At 40.3% G+C, this 20,650-nt stretch carries 15 protein-coding genes; all 15 read left to right on the top strand.

All coding sequences use genetic code 11. The annotated features are described in order from the left end of the window. The first annotated feature begins 92 nt into the window (after nt 1-92). Nucleotides 93-2,114, top strand: a complete 2,022-nt coding sequence (locus BM398_RS01300) for an alpha-amylase family glycosyl hydrolase (protein WP_092336083.1) — start codon at nt 93-95, stop codon at nt 2,112-2,114. After that, nucleotides 2,111-3,355 carry a peptidase T gene (gene pepT / locus BM398_RS01295; RefSeq protein ID WP_092336082.1) on the top strand — a complete coding sequence of 415 codons (1,245 nt, stop codon included), beginning with the start codon at nt 2,111-2,113 and terminating at the stop codon, nt 3,353-3,355. Before BM398_RS01300 ends, pepT begins: the two co-directional genes overlap by 4 nt. After that, entirely contained in the window at nt 3,355-4,821 is a 1,467-nt protein-coding gene (miaB, locus tag BM398_RS01290) for a tRNA (N6-isopentenyl adenosine(37)-C2)-methylthiotransferase MiaB (protein WP_092336081.1), read from the top strand. Before pepT ends, miaB begins: the two co-directional genes overlap by 1 nt. A gap of 68 nt (nt 4,822-4,889) precedes the next feature. After that, nucleotides 4,890-7,532: a DNA mismatch repair protein MutS gene (gene mutS, locus BM398_RS01285; RefSeq protein ID WP_034462312.1), complete on the top strand. Its 2,643-nt coding sequence runs from the start codon at nt 4,890-4,892 to the stop codon at nt 7,530-7,532. Continuing rightward, nucleotides 7,533-9,683, top strand: coding sequence for a DNA mismatch repair endonuclease MutL (gene mutL / locus BM398_RS17355; RefSeq protein WP_242949735.1), 2,151 nt, complete (start codon nt 7,533-7,535; stop codon nt 9,681-9,683). Continuing rightward, nucleotides 9,680-10,618 carry a tRNA (adenosine(37)-N6)-dimethylallyltransferase MiaA gene (miaA, locus tag BM398_RS01275; RefSeq protein WP_092336080.1) on the top strand — a complete coding sequence of 313 codons (939 nt, stop codon included), beginning with the start codon at nt 9,680-9,682 and terminating at the stop codon, nt 10,616-10,618. Before mutL ends, miaA begins: the two co-directional genes overlap by 4 nt. After that, complete coding sequence (locus BM398_RS01270) at nt 10,611-11,912, top strand: methionine gamma-lyase family protein (protein ID WP_092336079.1); 1,302 nt, start codon at nt 10,611-10,613, stop codon at nt 11,910-11,912. The genes miaA and BM398_RS01270 overlap by 8 nt, the downstream gene beginning before the upstream one ends. A gap of 64 nt (nt 11,913-11,976) precedes the next feature. Further along, a complete protein-coding gene (gene radC / locus BM398_RS01265; protein WP_026666765.1) occupies nt 11,977-12,690 on the top strand; it encodes a RadC family protein in 714 nt (237 codons plus the stop codon). 10 nt (nt 12,691-12,700) lie between these two features. After that, nucleotides 12,701-13,705 (top strand): rod shape-determining protein, encoded by a 1,005-nt coding sequence (locus BM398_RS01260; RefSeq protein ID WP_026666766.1) that lies wholly within the window; start codon nt 12,701-12,703, stop codon nt 13,703-13,705. Continuing rightward, nucleotides 13,705-14,586 (top strand): rod shape-determining protein MreC, encoded by an 882-nt coding sequence (gene mreC, locus BM398_RS01255; RefSeq protein ID WP_092336078.1) that lies wholly within the window; start codon nt 13,705-13,707, stop codon nt 14,584-14,586. Before BM398_RS01260 ends, mreC begins: the two co-directional genes overlap by 1 nt. Nucleotides 14,587-14,592: 6 nt before the next feature. Further along, complete coding sequence (mreD, locus tag BM398_RS01250) at nt 14,593-15,117, top strand: rod shape-determining protein MreD (RefSeq protein ID WP_092336077.1); 525 nt, start codon at nt 14,593-14,595, stop codon at nt 15,115-15,117. Further along, nucleotides 15,110-18,121 (top strand): penicillin-binding transpeptidase domain-containing protein, encoded by a 3,012-nt coding sequence (locus BM398_RS01245; RefSeq protein WP_092336076.1) that lies wholly within the window; start codon nt 15,110-15,112, stop codon nt 18,119-18,121. The genes mreD and BM398_RS01245 overlap by 8 nt, the downstream gene beginning before the upstream one ends. 16 nt (nt 18,122-18,137) lie before the next feature. Continuing rightward, on the top strand, nt 18,138-19,265 hold the full coding sequence (locus BM398_RS01240; RefSeq protein ID WP_242949732.1) for an FtsW/RodA/SpoVE family cell cycle protein: 1,128 nt from the start codon (nt 18,138-18,140) through the stop codon (nt 19,263-19,265). 18 nt (nt 19,266-19,283) lie between these two features. Then, nucleotides 19,284-19,679, top strand: a complete 396-nt coding sequence (gene mgsA, locus BM398_RS01235) for a methylglyoxal synthase (protein ID WP_026654885.1) — start codon at nt 19,284-19,286, stop codon at nt 19,677-19,679. Beyond that, nucleotides 19,663-20,628 carry a D-alanyl-D-alanine carboxypeptidase family protein gene (locus tag BM398_RS01230; protein WP_242949731.1) on the top strand — a complete coding sequence of 322 codons (966 nt, stop codon included), beginning with the start codon at nt 19,663-19,665 and terminating at the stop codon, nt 20,626-20,628. Before mgsA ends, BM398_RS01230 begins: the two co-directional genes overlap by 17 nt. Nucleotides 20,629-20,650: the final 22 nt, after the last annotated feature.

Genomic DNA, 20,650 nt, shown 5'->3' with positions numbered 1-20,650 from the left:
CGTGCACATAAAGACATTATGTGTTAAAATATTAGGGCTTATGTTGTTTGATACAATAAACAGTAACTTTGAGCACAAATTTCGGAGAGATTATGACTTCAGCGTACAAGATTACTGATGAAAAGCCTTATCCATTGGGCTGCTATATTGACTATGATAAGAGCCTGGTTGTCAGAGCTGTATTTGACGGTGGTTCTAAGCGTGGTATCACGCTTTACCGGGGCGAAAGAGGCGAAGACGACGGTTTTGTCATTGAACTCCCTACGGAATGTAAGCGCGGGAATATTTATTCTGCGAGAATTTCCGGAATAAAGGATGTGGACGGATATACGCAGTACAATCTTTTTGAAGATGAGGATTATTTCTGCGACCCGTATGCAAAGCTTGTCATAGGACTTGATAAATTTGGAGCTGAAGTTGAGGACTCGGATATCAGAGCCAAACTTGATAATAAGTCGCTCAGATCCGACTCATCCACTTGCTTTGACTGGGAAGGAAGCACATCGCCCCAGACCCCGTATGAGGACAGCTTCGTTTATCTGATGCATGTACGAGGCTTTACGAAGAGTTCGTCGAGTGGGCTTTCGGCTGATATCAGAGGTACGTTTTCCGGAATAATCGCTAAACTCGATTATCTTAAATCGCTTGGCGTAACCTGCATAGAGCTTATGCCGATTTATGAGATGAATGAACTTCAGGATTCCGAGAAGAGAGGCAAAGTTCGTAGCGCCATCAAGGGCTCGAAAGCACTTAAGGGAAGCGATGTTATCTTTTCCAGAAACGGAAGTATTACAAACAAGGGAAGTCTTGATCATAAGGTGAATTTCTGGGGATACAAAAAAGGTTATTACTTTGCTCCAAGAACTTCTTATTGTGTGGATCCCGCAAATGCCGAGGATGAAGTGAAGAACTTTATCAAGACAATGCATGAGAACGGCATTGAAGTAGTCCTTCAGTTTTATTTTGAAGATGATGAGAGCGAGAGTATAATAATCGATGCGCTCAGGTACTGGAGATGTACGTACAGAGTGGATGGTTTTCATGTCAAAGGAGCCCGTCTTCCTATGCGGAACATCACAAAAGATCCGCTTTTTGCCGATGTTAAGATCTGGCATGAGTGGTTTGACTATGGTGATATATACGGAGGAAAACCTGTTAAAAAGCGTTTTCTTGCCGAATATAACAATACATTTTTGAATTCTTCGAGAAAATTCTTAAAAAGTGATGACAATACCGCGGGAGATTTCCTCAAGGTAATGATCGCCAACGGATGCGACCACGGCGTGATCAATTATATTTGCAACTACGAAGGATTCAGGCTCGCCGATCTTGTTTCTTTTGAACATAAAAGAAATGAGGAAAACGGAGAAAATAATAAAGACGGTACAGACGAGAACTACAGCTGGAACTGTGGAATCGAGGGAAGAACCAGGAAAAAAGGCATTCTTGATCTTAGAAACAGGCAGATAAAGAATATTCTGTCCATGCTCTTTTTGGCACAGGGAACTCCCATGATATTCAGCGGAGATGAGTTCGGTAACTCTCAGGGCGGCAACAACAATCCGTATTGTCAGGATAATGATATCGGATGGGTTGACTGGAAGGCGCTTGATAAGAACGAGGATCTTCTTCAATATGTAAAATTTCTCATAAATATGAGAAGAACGCATATTATGTTCAGAGAGCCGGCTCCGTTTAAGCTGATGGATTATATTTCATGCGGCTATCCTGATTTTTCTTGTCACGGAAGAGATGCATGGAGACCTGATTTTACGGCGCAGAGTCATGTTTTGGGACTTCTTTATTGCGGTCTTTATGATAAAAAATCGGAAGATAAGCCATTTGTATATGTGTGTTACAATATGTGCTGGAATAAATCGGAAATAGCTCTTCCTAAACTTCCTGACGGAAATTCTTGGAAACTTATATCCGATACCGCATGTACGGAAGTGAACACTGATTCCGATGACGATCATGCCGTAAAAAATAAAAGTGATTCAGATAAAAAAGCTTTGGATAATGACAAAGTAACGCTCACAGAACGTTCTGTCAGAATATATCAGAGCTTTAAAGATAAAAAAGATAATAAAAGGAAAAGTAGTAAAAAGAAATGAACAAACCGGATGTTATTGAAAAATTTTTAAGATATGTAAAGGTTGATACCCAGTCAGATCCTGATTCGGGCACGTCTCCTTCTACCATGAAGCAGCATGACCTTGCAAAAATCTTAAGAGATGAACTTATCGAGATCGGAGCTTCCGACGTATATTATGATGAAGATCATTGTTATGTTTATGCGTCTATTCCTTCGAATATCGATGATGGCAAAAAGAGATACAAGATGGGCTTTGTCGCTCACATGGATACTTCAGATGAAGTTAGCGGAAAAGATGTAAAGCCCAGAATAATAGATAATTACGAGGGAACGGACATCTGCCTTTCAAAGGACGGAAAGGTTGTTCTTTCACCCAAAGATTTCCCCGAGCTTTTAAATCATGTCGGTGAAGATCTTATCGTTACAGACGGAACGACACTTCTCGGAGCAGATGATAAGGCCGGTGTTTCAGAAATTATGACAATGGCGGAAACTCTTTTGTCCAATCCCGAAATTAAGCACGGTGATATAAAAATCGCGTTTACTCCGGATGAAGAGATCGGCGAAGGAACCGCTCATTTTGATTTGAAGAGATTTGGCGCAGACTTTGCATATACCGTTGACGGCGGAAAACTCGGAGAGCTCGAATACGAGAATTTTAATGCTGCGGAAGGAACTATAAAGGTTCACGGAAGAAGCGTTCATCCGGGTGATGCCAAGAATAAGATGATAAATGCGGCTCTTATCTGCTATGAGTTCCATTCAATGCTTCCAGTATTCCAGAATCCCATGTATACGGAGAAAAGAGAGGGATTTTTCCACCTCACAAACGTGAACGGCGGAACAGAGAACGCTGAGGCAACATATATCATAAGAGATCACAACGAGAAGCTTTTTAACAGCAAGAAAAAGCTCTTTTACGATGCTGCGGAGTATCTTAACAAGAAGTATGGCATTGGAACGGTTGAAGTTAATATAAGAGACCAGTACTTCAATATGCTCGAGAAGATCCGTCCACACATGCATCTTGTCGAAAATGCGAAGAAGGTAATGATCGGACTTGCGATCACACCGATAGACTCACCTATAAGAGGCGGTACAGACGGTGCTTCGCTTTCATATAAGGGACTTCCCTGCCCGAACCTTTGCACGGGTGGCTACAACTATCATGGCAAGTATGAGTATGCTTCTATACAGGAGATGCGCAAGGTTGTAGATATCCTTTTGGGAATTGTAAAAGTATACGGAGAAGATTTTTAATGGCTAGTGAAAAAGCAAATAATATCAGTATATTAAACGCTAACAGGCAGGACGTTGCCGATGAGGAGAGCGTCAGACAGCTTGAATATATTGAAAAAGCCAAGGCTCAGGTTTCTTTTATGGAAAAAGAGCTTGGAAGAAAGCTTAAGGCATGTGTTGTTACTTTCGGATGTCAGATGAACGCAAGGGATTCCGAGAAACTTCTTGCGACACTTAAGCTTGTCGGATATGAAGAAACTGAATCGGAAGATGCCGATTTTGTAATCTATAACACATGTACCGTTCGCGATAACGCCGATCAGAGAGTTCTTGGAAGGCTTGGTCAGTGCAGTAATTTCAAGAAGAGCAATCCTTATATGAAGATTGCGATCTGCGGATGTATGATGCAGGAGAAAACGGCCGTTGATAAGATCAAAAAGAGCTACAGATTCGTTGATCTTATTTTCGGAACACATAACATTTATAAATTTGCGGAGCTTTTGTACCAATCACTTAACTCCGACAAGATGATAATCGATATCTGGAAAGAAACTGACAAGATTGTCGAGGATCTTCCGGTTCTTCGTAAGTATTCATTTAAGTCGGGCGTAAATATCATGTTTGGCTGCAATAATTTCTGCACTTATTGTATTGTTCCTTATGTCAGAGGACGCGAGAGAAGCAGAAGCCCCAAGGATATCATCAGAGAGTGTGAAAAGCTTGCAAATGATGGCGTTAAAGAGATCATGCTTCTCGGACAGAACGTCAACTCATACGGAAATGATTTTGAGGACGGAAATCCGGATAAGATTTCTTTTGCGGAGCTGATTGACGAAGTCACTAAGGTTGAAGGTATAGAGAGAGTAAGGTTTATGACTCCTCATCCTAAGGACTTTTCAGATGAGCTTATAGATGTTATTGCAAATAACAAGAAAATAGCAAGACATATTCATCTTCCTCTTCAGTCGGGAAATACCGAAATCTTGAGGAGAATGAACAGAAAATATACCAAGGAAGATTTCCTTAATCTTGTAAATAGGATAAGGACTAAGCTTCCCGATGTTGCAATCACAACGGATATTATCGTAGGTTTCCCCGGCGAGACCAAAGAGGACGTTGACGATACTATCGATGTTGTGAAGAAATCAGCCTTTGACAACGCATTTACCTTTATTTATTCAAAGAGGTCGGGCACACCTGCCGCTACTTTTGAAGATCAGGTGCCTGAAGACGTTGTTAAAGAAAATTTCGACAGGCTTCTTAAAGTCGTTCAGGATACGGCAAAAGAGCAGTCTCTTAAATACAAGGGACAGGTTCAGGAAGTGCTTGTTGAAAGCGTAAACGATCATGATGATTCTCTTATGACGGGAAGAATGTCAAACAATACACTTGTACATTTCCCCGGCAGCGAGGAGCTTATCGGAAAGATGGTCAAAGTAAAGATTACTGATTGTCACGGCTTTTATTTCTTTGGGGAGAAAGCATAATAACGGAGGAATTATACGTGGAGAGTACCACGACGTATGAGAATGTAGACATAGAAAAAGTATCACCCATGATGCAGCACTATCTTCAGACAAAGAACGAGTATAAAGACTGCGTCTTGTTTTACAGACTTGGGGATTTTTACGAACTGTTTTTTGATGATGCGAAGACTGTTTCAAAAGAGCTTGAGCTTACCCTTACGGGAAAGGCGTGTGGACTTGAAGAGAGAGCGCCTATGTGCGGAGTTCCTTTTCATGCGGTTGATACTTATCTTACAAGACTTGTTTCAAAGGGATATAAGGTTGCGATATGTGAGCAGACCGAGGATCCAAAGCAGGCAAAAGGCATCGTAAAAAGAGATGTGACAAGAATCGTCACGCCGGGAACGAATCTTAATATGCAGGCTCTTGAGGAGACCAAGAACAACTATCTCATGTGCGTATTTTATGATTCGGAATGCATCGGAATATCTGTTGCGGATGTTACGACGGGTGACTATTACCTTACGGAAGTTTCAAGCATCAAGGAAGCTTGTGACGAGATTGGAAAGTACATGCCTTCCGAGCTTATCTGCAATGAAGCTTTCACTTTTTCGGGGGTTTCAACCGACGATCTTAAGAACAGGCTCGGAGTATATATAAATCCTCTTGATGCAAGATATTACGATGAGGAAAATTGTAAAAAGACACTGATAACGCACTTTAAAGTTAAGTCGCTAATAGGTCTCGGACTTGATGATTTCGGAAACGGAATCGTGGCTGCGGGAGCTCTTTTGCAGTATCTCATTGATATGCAGAAGACTGAGATAGCGAATATCACTCATATTTACCCTTATCTTACAAGTAAGTTCATGCTTCTTGATTCATCTACAAGGCGAAATCTTGAGCTTGTTGAGACGATGAGGGATAAGCAGAAGAGAGGAACGCTCCTTTGGGTTCTCGATAAGACCAAAACAGCTATGGGTGCGAGAACGCTTCGAAGCTTTATAGAACAGCCTCTAATTGAAAAGGACGACATTCTTTTAAGACAGGGTGCGGTTGAAAAGCTTGTAAAGAATGTAGTCACAAGGGAAGAAATACGTGAGTATCTTAATCCCGTATACGATCTTGAAAGACTTATGTCAAAGATCGTGTTTAAGACTGCCAACCCAAGAGATCTTCTTGCTTTCAGAAATTCAATCAGGATGATTCCGGCAATCAAGACATCTCTTATTGATGTTAAGGATGATCCGGAGCTTTCTTCACTTGAGGAGAGACTCGATCCTTTGAGAGATATTTATGACCTTATAGATATGGCTATCGTTGAGGAGCCTCCGCTTACAATAAAAGAAAGCGGAATCATAAAGGATGGTTTCGACAAAGATATCGATACATTCAGAGAAGCCGGAACCAACGGAAAAAGCTGGCTTGCACAGCTTGAGGATGAAGAAAAGGAAAAGACGGGGATAAAAAATCTTAAGATCAAATACAGCAATGTGTTTGGTTACTCCTTTGAAGTTACCAATTCATTCAAAGACAAAGTCCCCGATTACTTCATCAGAAAACAGACTCTTACAAACTGCGAGAGATATACAACTCCCAAGTTAAAAGAGCTTGAAGATACAATTTTAAATGCTCAGGATAAGCTAAATAATCTTGAGTATGAGATGTTTTGCAAGATAAGAGATTCCATCGCTCTTGAGATAGACAGAATACAGGGCACGGCTAAAGCGCTTGCACTCCTTGATGTATATGCTTCGCTTGCTTATGTTGCGGAAAAGAATCATTATGTTAAGCCTTCAATAAACGAAAAGGGTGTATTCAACATAAAGAACGGAAGACATCCGGTTGTTGAGCTTATGCTTGATTCTTCCGATATGTTTATCTCAAACGATACATTTCTTGATAACAAAAAGCACTGCATCTCAATTATCACAGGTCCCAATATGGCGGGTAAATCGACATATATGAGACAGACGGCACTTATTTCACTGATGATGCAGATAGGAAGTTTTGTACCTGCAGAGAAAGCCGATATATGTGTCGTTGACAGGATATTTACAAGAGTCGGTGCTTCCGATGACCTTGGCAGCGGTCAGTCTACATTCATGGTTGAGATGAATGAGGTTGCAAACATATTACGTAATGCGACTTCAAATTCTCTTTTGATACTGGATGAGATAGGAAGAGGAACATCGACATATGACGGTCTTGCCATTGCCTGGGCTGTTACGGAGCATATCAGTAACAGAAAGATACTTGGCGCCAAGACTTTGTTTGCTACGCATTATCACGAGCTTACAGAGCTTGAGGGTAAGATGGACAATGTAAATAACTACTGTATTGCCGTTAAAGAAAACGGTGATGATATTGTTTTTCTAAGGAAAATCGTAAAGGGTGGCGCTGACAAGAGCTACGGTATTCAGGTTGCTAAGCTTGCAGGTGTTCCTGATATGGTCATCGACAGGGCCAAGGAGATTGTTGCTGAACTTACCGACAATGATATTACCGATAAAGTCCAGAGTATTGCAAAGGACAATAAGAGTGATAAAAAAGTCAAAGTTAAGCATTATGACGACGTTGATATGGATCAGATGTCACTGTTTGATACTGTAACCGATGAAGATGTGCTTAAGAGATTGCAGGAAATCGATATTACAACTCTTACGCCCATGGACGCTCTGAATACTTTGTACAAGCTTCAGAGTGATTTGAAAAACAGGTGGAAAAACTAAATGGCATTCATTAACGAACTCGACAAAAATACCATAGACCAGATTGCTGCAGGAGAAGTTGTTGAGAGGCCTGCGAGTGTCGTAAAAGAACTTGTTGAAAACGCGATTGATTCAGGCGCTACCGCGATCACCGTTGAGATAAAAGGCGGCGGTATCGATATGATTCGTGTCACGGATAACGGATCAGGAATTGAAAAGACCGAGATAAGAAAAGCGTTTAAAAGACATGCTACAAGTAAGCTTAAGTCTATCGAGGATCTTTTTACGATTCATTCGCTTGGATTCAGAGGAGAGGCTTTATCAAGTATTTCTTCCGTTGCCCAGGTTGATCTGATCACAAAGACAAGAGACGATCTTGTCGGAATCAGATACAGTATAAGCGGCGGAGAGGAAGTATGCTTTGAAGAGATTGGAGCTCCTGACGGAACTTCTCTTATCGTAAGAAATCTCTTTTTCAATACTCCTGCGAGAAAGAAGTTTCTTAAGACTCCTCAGACTGAGGCAAGCTATATCGGTGATGTCATGGAGCATCTTGCTCTTGATAACCCTACAATATCATTCCACTACATAAACAACAGGGATGATAAGTTCAACACTTCCGGAAACGGAGATCTCAAAGAGATTATTTACAGAATCTATGGAAGAGATGTTTCGCTTAACCTCGTTCCCATAAATATCACGGAAAAAGGCGTGACTATTGAGGGGTATCTCGGTGAGCCTTCGATAAACAGGTCAAATAGGAATTTTGAGATATTTTTCGTAAACGGAAGATATGTAAAAGATAAGATTATTTCCAAGGCTCTTGAAGAGGGCTATAAGCAGTATCTTATGATGCATAAGTTCCCGTTTGCGGTCCTTCATATCAGAATGAATCCCGCGATGGTGGATGTAAACGTGCATCCCGCTAAGCTTGAAGTCAGATTCGACAATCAGACCGCACTTTATGAGCTTATACGTTCAAATGTAGAGAATACGCTTAGAAATCGCGAGATGATTCCCGATGCTGTTCTTGATGACAAAAAGACGGCGCCTAAAAAGACAGATGCTCTTAATATTATAAGGGCTGACAATGAGGTGGCCGCACTCAAGCCGAAAGCTGCATCAACGGAATCTTTGGCTCAAAATAAAGAGATTTCAAATAAAGAAGTTTCAAATAATAAAGAGATTTTGAATAAAGAGATTTCGCATAAAGATGCAGATCCTGTTCCGACATCTGTTGATGTCTTTTTTGACGATGATTCAAAGAATGCGGAGGCAGCCGGAGATAAAGAAGAAGCTCCAAAAAAGAAGACTGCTCCCGAGCCTTTTGAAAAGCAGAGATTTGAGGAGAATCTTGTAAAAGAAGATACTCCGGTTTATTCAAAAGATGCAAACGGCGATACGGTAAGAATAAGCGATAACAATAAGTCTGCCGTATGGACAAGGATTTTCGGGGATCTTGAAGGAAAACAGGCTGAAAAAACAGAACATCCTTCGCCTATAATTAAGCCTTCGGAAGCTATTATAGTTGAAAAGCCCGTTCAGCTGGATCTTTTTGAAGAGAAAGTTCTGAGTAAAGAGAATGTCAAAGAGTATGAGATTCTCGGTCAGATATTCGGAACATACTGGATCATCGGTTACAAAGATAAGATGCTTCTTGTGGACCAGCATGCTGCGCATGAAAAAGTTAACTACGAGCGAATGATAAAGAGATATAAATCGGGCGAAATGCTTTCACAGATGGTAAATCCGCCTGTTATCGTAACTCTGGCTTCTGCTGAGGAGGAACTTTTCCTTCGCTATAGGAAGTACTTTGAAAAGATAGGCTTTAACATCGAGAATTTTGGCGGACATGAATATGCGATGAGAGCTATTCCCGTTGATCTTTTTGGATGTGATGATGAGAAGGATCTTTTTATCAAAATCCTTGATGAACTGTCACATGAAACAAATCTTGACAGAACACCTGATGTGATAAATTATAAGATCGCGAGCATGGCCTGCAAGGCTTCTGTTAAGGGGAATACAAAGATGACAAAGGAAGAGATGGAAGCTCTTTTGGATGAACTTCTTACTCTTGATAATCCTTATAATTGTCCTCACGGAAGACCTACGATCATATCGATGACAAAGTATGAAATTGATAAAAAGTTTAAACGAGTTGTGGAATGAATAAACAAAAGCTGATTGTTTTAACGGGGCCCACTGCTGTGGGAAAATCCAAATTATCAATAGAGCTTGCCGGAAAGATTGGCGGAGAGATAATCTCCGCTGATTCTATGCAGGTCTATAAATATATGAATATCGGCACGGACAAGATTTCCAAAGAGAAAATGGGGGGTATCCCTCATCATCTTATCGACTTTCTTGACCCGAAAGAGGACTTTAACGTCTTTATGTTCCAGAAACTTGTGAAAGATGCCATTACGGATATTTCATCAAGAGGAAAAGTACCGATACTTGTCGGCGGAACAGGCTTTTATATTCAGGCTGTTCTTTATGATATTGATTTTACCGAGACGGATGAAGATAATACCATAAGACATGAGCTTGAAGAAAGAGTCAGAAAAGAAGGCACTTCCGGTATTTATGAGGAACTAAAAAGTGTCGATCCCGAGTCGGCTCTTTTGATACATGAAAATAATTCAAAGAGGGTTATAAGAGCTCTAGAATATTATAAAAAGACCGGCAGGAAAATATCCGAGCACAACAAGGAGCAGAGCGAAAAAGTTTCGCCTTATGATTTTTACTATTTTGTGCTAACGGATGACAGGGAAGTTCTTTATTCAAGAATTGATAAAAGAGTAGATGCCATGATAGAGGACGGACTTGTCGATGAAGTTAAGGAACTTCGTAAGCTAGACATTCCAAAGACCGCAACTTCGATGCAGAGCCTTGGATACAGGGAGATATTCGGCTATCTTGATGGCGAATACGACCTTGAAAGAGCGATATATCTGATAAAGAGAAACACGAGGCATTTTGCAAAGAGGCAGCTTACGTGGTTTCGAAGGGAAAAGGAAGTTCGCTGGATAGATAAATCGGCGTTTAACAGAGATGACAATCTCGTTTTGGAAGAAATACTAAGGATATATGAAAATGAGTGAATTAAATCAGACAATAGACAAGTTATATGATGAGTTTGGCATCTCAGAGAAGGTGCACAGATTCGGAGAAATTATTATTGAGGAGCTATCGGAGAGATTTAAGAAGATCGACGAGACCGCTGAGTATAATCAGCTCAAGGTTCTTAAAGCTATGCAGGACAATAAGGTAAGCGAAGCCTGCCTTATGGGAACAACGGGCTACGGATACAATGATATCGGAAGAGAGAAACTTGAAGCGGTCTATGCATCAGTGTTTCACACCGAGGATGCGCTTGTTCGTCCGCAGATAACATGCGGAACTCATGCGCTTGCACTTGCTCTTATGAGTAATTTAAGACCCGGAGACATGCTTTTTTCTCCTGTAGGAAAGCCTTACGATACGCTTGAAGAAGTTATCGGAATAAGAGAATCAAAGGGCTCTCTTGCAGAGTATGGAATCACATATTCACAGGTGGATCTTCTTTCAGACGGAAGTTTTGATTATGACAATATCAAGAAGGTTCTTGTAGAGAACGAGAACATAAAGCTTGTTACCATACAGAGGTCAAAGGGATATCAGACAAGACCGACTCTTTCTGTTTCGAGAATAGGAGAGCTTATAGCATTTATCAAGGGTATAAAGAGCAATGTTATATGCATGGTTGATAACTGCTACGGAGAATTCGTCGAGAGAATCGAACCTACAGATGTAGGTGCCGATATGGTTGTCGGATCGCTGATTAAGAATCCCGGAGGCGGACTTGCTCCGATCGGTGGTTATATCGCAGGTAAAAAAGAATGCGTCGAGAATGCTGCTTTCAGGCTCACTTCACCGGGACTTGGAAAAGAGGTGGGTGCATCACTCGGAATACTTCCTTCTTTTTATCAGGGACTTTTCCTTGCACCTACAGTAACTGCAAGTGCACTTAAAGGTGCAATATTTGCTGCCAATATTTATGAGAAATTCGGATTTTCCGTTTGTCCCGACAGCAAGGAAGAGAGACATGACATTATACAGGCTGTCACATTCGGAAAGCCTGAGGGTGTTATAGAATTTTGTAAAGGTGTTCAGGCTGCGGCTCCCGTTGATTCATTTGTAACTCCCGAACCATGGGATATGCCGGGATATGATTCACAGGTAATAATGGCTGCAGGTGCCTTTGTTTCGGGCTCTTCAATAGAGCTTTCGGCTGACGGCCCCATCAAGGAACCTTACTCTGTATTCTTCCAGGGAGGACTTACATGGCCGCACGCCAAGATTGGCATACTAAAGACTTTGCAAAATCTTGTAGATGCAGGCCTTATCTTGTGCTAAACTAATAGCTGTATGATTTTGATTCATTCTGATCGCCCGGAAAGCTTATATCAGGAGGAATCACATGAAGCAATCAGATATCTCTTTTAAAGAGCACAGAACATATGAGGACCAGCTTCCCTATGAGCGCTTTTTAAAGTCAGGTCCGGAAAGTCTGACCGATGCCGAACTTCTTGCGATTATAATTCGAACAGGAAGCAGCAGTGCATCTCCGGTTGATATAGCAAAGAAAGTTATGGCAATGGGTAGAGGAAAAGAGAAAGGACTTAACAGTCTTTTCTGTGTTTCTGTTGAAGAACTTATGAAAGTTCATGGCATAGGTGAAGTTAAAGCGGTCAAACTTAAGTGTATCGCTGAGCTCGCAAAGAGAATGTCTTGCCAGAAAGCGGATATTGGACTTTTGTGCAACGATCCGTCTATGGTTGCAAATTATTTTATGGAAAAGCTAAGGCATGAAGAATCCGAAAGGGTCTTTTTGCTTTGTCTTAACAACAGATTAAAGCTTGTCCAGGAAGTTCTTTTGTCCATGGGGACTGTCAATTCAGCCTCATTATCACCGAGAGATGTTTTTATTCACGCTCTTAGAACGGGAGCTTCAAATCTGATATTGGTGCACAATCATCCCGGCGGAGATCCGTCTCCCAGTAAGTCGGATGTTCTTATTACCAATAAGATCAGGGAATCAGGGGCAATGCTTGATATCATTTTAAGGGATCATATTATTATAGGAGATCGCTCATATTACAGCTTTGAAGAAAAAGGGCTGTTATGGCAATAAGGAGGACGTTTTGAGTAACATATTTGGAATCGATCTTGGAACCAGCAACATTAAGATTTATAACAGAGATGAGGATGGACTTTTCGTTGAAAAGAACATGATTGCCATCGAAAATAAGACAAGAGTTTTTGCGTATGGTAATTCTGCATACGAAATGTACGAGAAAGCTCCCGATAAGATTCAGATAACATATCCTCTCAGCAGTGGTGTTATCGCTGATATCGAGCATATGGAAGCTCTTGTAAAGCTGTTTTTGACAGATCAGATGAAGGGCTCAGTTAAGCCTTGCGAAGTTTATATTGCAGTTCCTAAGGATGTTACGGAAGTAGAAAGACGTGCTTTCCACGATCTTATAAATGATGCCGGAATTAAAGCCAAGAAGATCATGATGGTTAAGAAGCCTCTGGCTGACGGACTCGGAATGAATGTTGACGTTATGAATTCACAGGGTGTTCTTGTTGTTGACGTTGGATATGATACAACTGAGATTTCAATTCTTTCACTCAGAGGAATCGTTGTCAGCAAGCTTATCAAAGTCGGCGGAAAGAAATTTGACGAGGCTATCAGAACCGTTATCCGTAAGGAATTCGGTCTTCTTATCGGTGAAAAAACATCTGAAACTGTAAAAATGTCACTTAAGGACCTTGAAAAAGAGGGTAAGGATGCCGTTGTTTACGGAAGAGATATCGTAACAGGTCTTCCAGTAGAGAGAATGATCCCTACAGATCTTCTCAATCAGGCTCTTATCGAAAGCTTTGATGCAATCCTTGATAATATTAAAGCTACACTTGAGAGAACTCCTCCGGAGCTTGCTGCAGATATCTTCAAGCACGGACTTTATCTTACAGGTGGTGCATCTCAGATCTGCCATCTCGCACAGAGACTTTCGAACGGTGTAGGCCTTAATGTTAATCTTGCCGAGAACCCGATTGGTTCTGTTGCCCTTGGTCTTTCTAAGATTATCAAAGATGACCAGTACAAGGTTCTTGCTTATGGAATCGAAGAGGATAAATAATGAGCCCTGTTATTAGGAGAAACGGAGAAGAGTTTACTGTTCCCAGTAAATATCTTCTCTCTATTTTAACTGCATTATGTATTGTTCTTATGCTGATAACGTTTAACGCAGACAAGATCAATGCAGGTCCGCTTGAAGGACCGATAAATGCTTTTGCAAGTGTCTTTATGATGCCGCTTCAAAGAGGCATCACGACTGTCGGAACCAAGATCAAAAATACAGCCGACAGATTGTCTGAGATCTCAAGACTTCTTGACGAGAACGAGAGACTTAAAGCAAAAGTAGATGAGCTTACAATTGAAAACAGCAAGTTGCAGCAGGATAAATACGAGCTTATTGAGTTTCGTGAGCTTAAAGAACTCGATGATCAGTATAATTTTGATACGGTTGCTGCTAAGGTTGTAGCTAAAGAGCCCGGTAAATGTAAATGGTATGACTCCTTTATTATCAACAAGGGAGAAGATGACGGACTTGAAGTTGATATGAATATTCTTGCCGACGGTGGACTTGTCGGACGTATTATCAAATTGGGTCCCGACTGGGCTCAGGTTCGTACGATCATTCAGGATGACAATAATGTAACCGGAACAGTATTGAGCCTTAAGAAAAATCTTAATGTTTCAGGTAACCTTAAAGAGTACGACTACAGTGGAAATATTACTTTTTCAAGATTTAAAGACGATAAAATTGCGCTTGGAGATTCTGTAGTTACATCAAGCATCAGTGAAAAATATATTCCGGGTGTTTTGATCGGTAATATTTCGGGTATAGAGAATGAGCCAGATAATACCAAAAAAGGAACAATTACGCCCGCTGTTGATTTTGAGCATTTGGATATAGTGCTTGTTGTCAAGAATCCTAAACCATTTAAACAAAAATAAAAACAGATGAGTATAAGAAGATTATTAGTAAATTTTTTATTGGCGATATTGACGTTTGCAGTGCAGATTTCAGTTTTTAACAGAGTATTGGATTTCGGAGGTGTCACTCCGGATCTTATGCTTGTTTTTGTGACCTCTGTTGCTTTTTTGCGAGGAGAAAAACCGGGACTTATGACCGGTTTTTTTGGTGGTTTATTGATTGATATATTTTTCGGTCACCTCGGGTTTTATGCACTTATCTATATGTATCTCGGATTCCTTGTGGGAAAACTGAACGAGGTCTTTTATTCTCAGAATATTGCAATTCCCATCACGATAATATCTGTTTCTGATTTTATCTATAATTTTGTTTGTTATGTTTTGCTGCTCTTGTTCAGAAAGCAATTTGACATCGGTTATTATATGATGAACACGATAATACCGGGAGTTGTCTATACGGCGCTTGTTGCAATTTTCTATTATCCGGTTATCTTGAAGATACATGAATGGATCCTTGAGAAGGAACAAAGGAGCGAGAAAAAATTTGTTTGACGAGATTAAAGAGAAATTCATAAAGTTCATAACTTCAAGATCCGTAATGCTTGCAGGTGTAATTGTTGCATTTGCATGTGTTTTGCTTGCCCGTTTGTTTTATTTACAGATAATAATGGGAGATTATTACAAAGAAACAGCTATAAACGAAACAATCAAGGATAAGTATATCCCTGCACCTCGCGGATGCATCTATGACAGAAACAAGAATCTTCTTGCTCATGATGAGCGTGCGGATTCCGTAACGATAGAAGATGTATATCCCAATCTGAAGCTGAAGGAAAAGAATCGTAAGATTAATGAAACGCTCGAGAAAACCATTGAGATTATCGAAGCTAACAATGATGAAATAGATTTTGATTTTGATATCATGAGGGATGTTTCGGGAAAATATATTTTTAAGCCGGAAACTGAATCGGATATTCTTAAGTTCCTAAGGGATGCTTACGGAAGAACTTCTGTAAAGGATCTAAAACCTGAAGAAAAAGTAAAGACAGCCAAACAGGTTGTTGAAGATCTTTGTTATAGCTTCAGTATCGGGGATTATTCTGACCCTCAAAATCAAACCCGAGAAACATTTGAAGCCATGAAGGGTTATTCGCCAGAAATGGGATTTAAGATACTGGTTATCAGATACAAGATGGCTAAACAGGGATATCAGAATTATCTTGCGACCACTATTTCTTCGAGAGTTTCGGAAGAAACTGCTGCGGCAATTTTGGAGTGCAAGGATCAACTTGATGGCGTTGATATTACAAGCAGCTATGTGAGAATGTATGATGATGATTTCTTCTGTTTTTCACCCATTCTTGGTTATACGGGAAAAATATCAGTTTCTGAGCTTGATGAATTTAATAAAGAAGCAGGCGAAGAAACGGAAGATAATAAAAAAGGCTTATTTGCAAAAGCCGGTTCCGATGATGATGAAGAACAAAAATATGACTTGAATGATATAGTCGGAAAATCCGGCATTGAAAAGTCGCTTGAAAGTGAACTTCAGGGAACAAAAGGAAAAGATACAATTCACGTTGACAAAACAGGACATATTCTTGAAATCAGTGACAGTGTGGCGCCTGTTGCCGGTCATGATGTGTATCTTACTATTGATAAAGAACTTACCAAGGGATGTTATAAGATTCTTGAGAAAAATCTTGCGACCATTCTTCTGGATAAACTTAAAGATTCAAAACGCGGTCCTGTTTTTGACGAGAAGCCCAGTGCGAACCAGATGTGGCTTCCCATATATGACGCATATATAAATCTTTTTGTGAATGATATTATAGATATTTCTAAATTTAAGAATGCGGATGCACAGGAAAACGAAAAAGCTTTGTATGCAGCATTTGTTCCTAAGAAAAAGGAAACAATCGCTGCGATCAAGGATGAACTTTTGAATAAGAAAACTCCTAAAAATCAGCTTCCTGAAGAGTATCAGGAATATATGGATCATATTCTGGATATCTTAAGGGATAAGAATTTTCCGATAATTTCAGCTGATAAGGATGATGAAGATTTCGTTAAAATCAATAAGGAATGGAAAGCCGGAACTATTTCTCTTTCCCAGTATATTGACAGAGCGATAATAAACGAATGGGTTGATGCATCTAAGCTTGATATTGAAAATCTCTATGCTGATTCGGATGAGACTTACGGCGAGATTGTCAATTATATTGTAGCGGGAAAAGAAGGTAAGGGTGCTACAAAGCAATACGGCCTTAATAACGATCATGTGTTTGATACATACCTTTATAAGCACATGCTTTATTCCGATACAATATCTCCGAGGCAGGTATGCAATGTTCTCTTGGAGCAGGGAATCATAAAAGCAGAAAATATTGATCCCGATGAACTTACAGTCTGGAAAAATGGTGGAATTTCACCTTACGTATTTTTGCGTAACAGGTTGGAAAAGCTTGATATTACACCTGCACAGCTTGGCTTGTATCCTTGTACCGGTTCCATGGTAATTACCGACGTACAGACCGGTGATATTCTGGCACTTGTATCGTACCCCGGTTATGACAACAATCGTCTGAGTGAAGGTGATCCTGATTATCTGACCAGTCTTTTGACGGATAAATCAAATGCAAAACCTATGTACAATCATGCCACTCTTGAAATGACAGCGCCCGGATCTACATTTAAGATGGTAACAGCTACCGCGGGACTTATGGAAAATGCAATAACTACAACTTCAACCATTGGCTGTAGCGGAATTTTCAGTAAATCGGATCCTCAGCATCCCGCAAAATGTTGGAAAGCCGGCGGACACGGTTCACTTAATGTTGTCGGTGGTATCAGAAATTCATGTAACTGCTTTTTCTATGAAGTCGGTTATCGATTGGGAACAAGTGGCAATAAATATGATAGTGATCTTGGTTGTGCTAAGCTTGCTAAATATGCGGGAGAATACGGACTTACAGATAAATCCGGAATAGAGATTGCCGAAGCGGAACCAAAAGTTGCAAAAAATGATGCTGTCCGTGGTGCTATCGGACAGGATACAAATAACTATTCAACTGTTGGTCTTGCAAGATATATTACAACTGTTGCAAACCGTGGAAAATGTTTTGATCTTACATTGGTAGATAAGATTGCACTTGATTCTTACGGCAAAATGAAAGATAACAGTGCTAAGGTCAGAAATCAGATAAATATGCCGCAGGCTTACTGGGATTTCATTCATCATGGAATGAGAGAAGTAGTAATGGATAAGCCTTATTACAACGAGCTTTCAAATAAAGGATGCCCTGTTGCGGGTAAGACCGGAACGGCGGAAGAAGGATGGAATCCCAACCATTCACTCTTTGTCTGTTATGCGCCGTACAGTGATAAGAACGAGCAGCCTAAAATTGCGGTTGCTACCAGAGTTGCAAACGGATATACATCAAGTTATGCGGCTCAGATAACTGAAAAGGTTCTTGAATACTATTTTGAATATAAGACACTTGATGAAATTCTGGGTGGAGGAGAAGCTCTTATCGGAGGCGGACGCGAGGACTAAAGTTTGGAGAAATTAAATGCGTGAAATGCTGAAAAAATATAAGATAACTGAATATGATTTTTTCCTTGTGGCAATGATTTTAATAACAAATATCTTTGGTATTCTTGCCGTCACTTCCTCTTTTCCCGAATTAAAAAAAATGGTGATTGGCGGCTCGATATTCAGTTTTTTGTTAATGATATTTTTGTCACTTGTGGATTATACATTTTTGCTGAAATTTAATTGGCTCTTTTATATTGCAAATCTTGTCCTTTTAGCACTTATTTTTACCCCTATGGGAAGAACGATTAACGGTGCAAGAAGGTGGTTGAAACTTGGTGTTAGTTTTCAGCCTTGTGAAGCGGCCAAAATTTTATTGATTTTATTTTTTGCGCAGTTTATTATGAAATATAAAGATAAAATCAAAGATATACGCTTTATCTTTGTTTGTTTTGCTTTGCTGGCTGTTCCTATTTTGCTTATTATAGCGCAGCCCGATCTTTCAACATGTATCATGATATTCGTTACTTTTGCATGCATGTTGTTTGTTGCCGGAATGGACTGGAGACTTGTTGCAATTGCGCTTGCTGTGTCAGTTCCGCTTGTACTATTCGTTATCGGAGATGCTGTAAACGGCTGGGGCATTGTTTTTGGTAAGGTTCTAAAAGTATATCAAGGTGAACGAATACTTGCATGGTTACATCCCGAAGATTTTACAACTAACAAAGCTTATCAGACATTACATTCGCTTATGGCAATAGGTTCGGGTGGAATCCGTGGAAAAGGATATAACACAGATGATGTTACCGTACTTAACGCCGGATTTATTTCAGAGCCTCAGTCAGACTTTGTTTTTGCGGTAATAGGAGAAGAATTTGGTTTCATTGGGGGATGCGCGGTTATTTTTCTTATCTTAATAATTGCGGTCAGATGCTTAATGATCTCTTTTAGGGCAAAAGACAAAGCGGGACAGCTTCTTGCGGCAGGAATCGGAGCCTGGATCGGATTTCAGGGATTCATCAATATATCCGTTGTTACAGGTCTTTTCCCAAATACGGGACTTCCGCTTCCATTTATCAGTGCAGGAACATCTGCAATTTTAAGTATGTATGCAGGCATGGGGGTTGTCCTGAATGTCAGATTGCAAAGCAACAAGTATATCTAGGGAGGGTTATAGATAGAAATGAATATTGCGCTTATTGCACATGATGCAAAAAAGAAGCTTATGCAGAATTTTTGTATAGCTTATAGGGGTATATTAAGTAAAAATGATCTTTTCGCCACGGGTACAACGGGCAGACTTATAGAAGAAGTTACAAATCTCAGCATCCACAAGTATCTTGCGGGACACTTGGGTGGTGCGCAGCAACTTGGAGCGGCTATCGAGCATAACGAGATTGATCTTGTTATTTTTTTGAGAGATCCGCTTACTGTTAAATCACATGAGCCTGACATCAGTAATGTCATGACACTTTGCGATATGCACAACATCCCGGTTGCAACTAATCTAGCTTCAGCTGAACTGCTTATTAAATCTTTGGATAGAGGAGATCTTGAGTGGCGTGAAATGTATAAGTAAGCCTTGTTCCTTTTTTGTTATAATGTTGATGCTTTCATCCGTTTATCTGAGCGGATGTTCTTCAATTCCATACGAAGCAAAGTATTCTATTGATAAAGCAACATCAAGTAATAGATGTGAACCTTTTGCGGCAGATAAGTGTGTTGCTGATGTAGAGGATATTACGAGCCAGGACATGCAGGTCAATGACAAAGTAAGTGCCGGTTTGTTTGACATTAACAGAAGAAGAACACTTTATGCCAAAAATGTACATGAAAGACTTAAACCCGCCAGTCTGACGAAAGTCATGACTGCTTATATTGCGCTTAAATATTATGGAGATCAGCTCGATAAGGTGCTTGTTGCGGATTCATCCGTATATGCAAATGAGAGCGGAGCCCAGGCACTCGGACTTAAAGAAGGCTGTTCCATGACGCTTAACGAAGCGCTTCATGCTTTGCTTATTTATTCCGCAAATGACGTCGCGAATCTTATTGCAACCAATCTTGCAGGTTCAATAGAGGGCTTTGCCGATATGATGAACGCCGAGGCAATGAAACTTGGCGCGACACAGTCTAATTTTAAGAATCCAAACGGCCTTAACGTTGAAGATCATCTGGTCACTGCATATGATATGTATCTTATATTCAGTGCAGCTATGAAATATGATACATTTTCTGAGATTATCAGCATGAATTCATATGATGTAAAGTGGACCGATGAAAACGGCGAAGGTCAGTCCAGAACTATAGATAATACAAACGGATATCTCAGAGGAGATGTGGCAGCACCGAGCGGAGTTACCGTTATCGGTGGCAAAACGGGTACCACAAATGCTGCCGGACATTGCCTTATCCTGCTTGCAAAAGATGGGGACGGCAATCCGTACATCGCAGTAATTATGCGCGATACAGACGGTGATACATTGTATTCAGACATGACTAATATGCTTAATGAAATCGTTAAATGATGTTGTCTTTTAGCACCTAATA

The organism is Butyrivibrio sp. M55 (genome assembly GCF_900116865.1).
Lineage (GTDB): Bacteria > Bacillota > Clostridia > Lachnospirales > Lachnospiraceae > Butyrivibrio.
Note: the sequence above shows the minus strand (reverse complement) of the source record. Positions and strands in the feature narration are given on the sequence as shown.

Bases quoted from the DNA above. Each gene is read 5' to 3' on its own strand.
- BM398_RS01270 (WP_092336079.1), top strand. From the start codon at position 10,611: ATGAGTGAATTAAATCAGACAATAGACAAGTTATATGATGAGTTTGGC.
- miaA (WP_092336080.1), top strand. From the start codon at position 9,680: ATGAATAAACAAAAGCTGATTGTTTTAACGGGGCCCACTGCTGTGGGA.
- mgsA (WP_026654885.1), top strand. From the start codon at position 19,284: ATGAATATTGCGCTTATTGCACATGATGCAAAAAAGAAGCTTATGCAG.
- mreD (WP_092336077.1), top strand. From the start codon at position 14,593: ATGAGTATAAGAAGATTATTAGTAAATTTTTTATTGGCGATATTGACG.
- mutL (WP_242949735.1), top strand. From the start codon at position 7,533: ATGGCATTCATTAACGAACTCGACAAAAATACCATAGACCAGATTGCT.
- miaB (WP_092336081.1), top strand. From the start codon at position 3,355: ATGGCTAGTGAAAAAGCAAATAATATCAGTATATTAAACGCTAACAGG.
- mreC (WP_092336078.1), top strand. From the start codon at position 13,705: ATGAGCCCTGTTATTAGGAGAAACGGAGAAGAGTTTACTGTTCCCAGT.
- radC (WP_026666765.1), top strand. From the start codon at position 11,977: ATGAAGCAATCAGATATCTCTTTTAAAGAGCACAGAACATATGAGGAC.
- mutS (WP_034462312.1), top strand. From the start codon at position 4,890: ATGATGCAGCACTATCTTCAGACAAAGAACGAGTATAAAGACTGCGTC.
- pepT (WP_092336082.1), top strand. From the start codon at position 2,111: ATGAACAAACCGGATGTTATTGAAAAATTTTTAAGATATGTAAAGGTT.
- BM398_RS01300 (WP_092336083.1), top strand. From the start codon at position 93: ATGACTTCAGCGTACAAGATTACTGATGAAAAGCCTTATCCATTGGGC.
- BM398_RS01240 (WP_242949732.1), top strand. From the start codon at position 18,138: ATGCGTGAAATGCTGAAAAAATATAAGATAACTGAATATGATTTTTTC.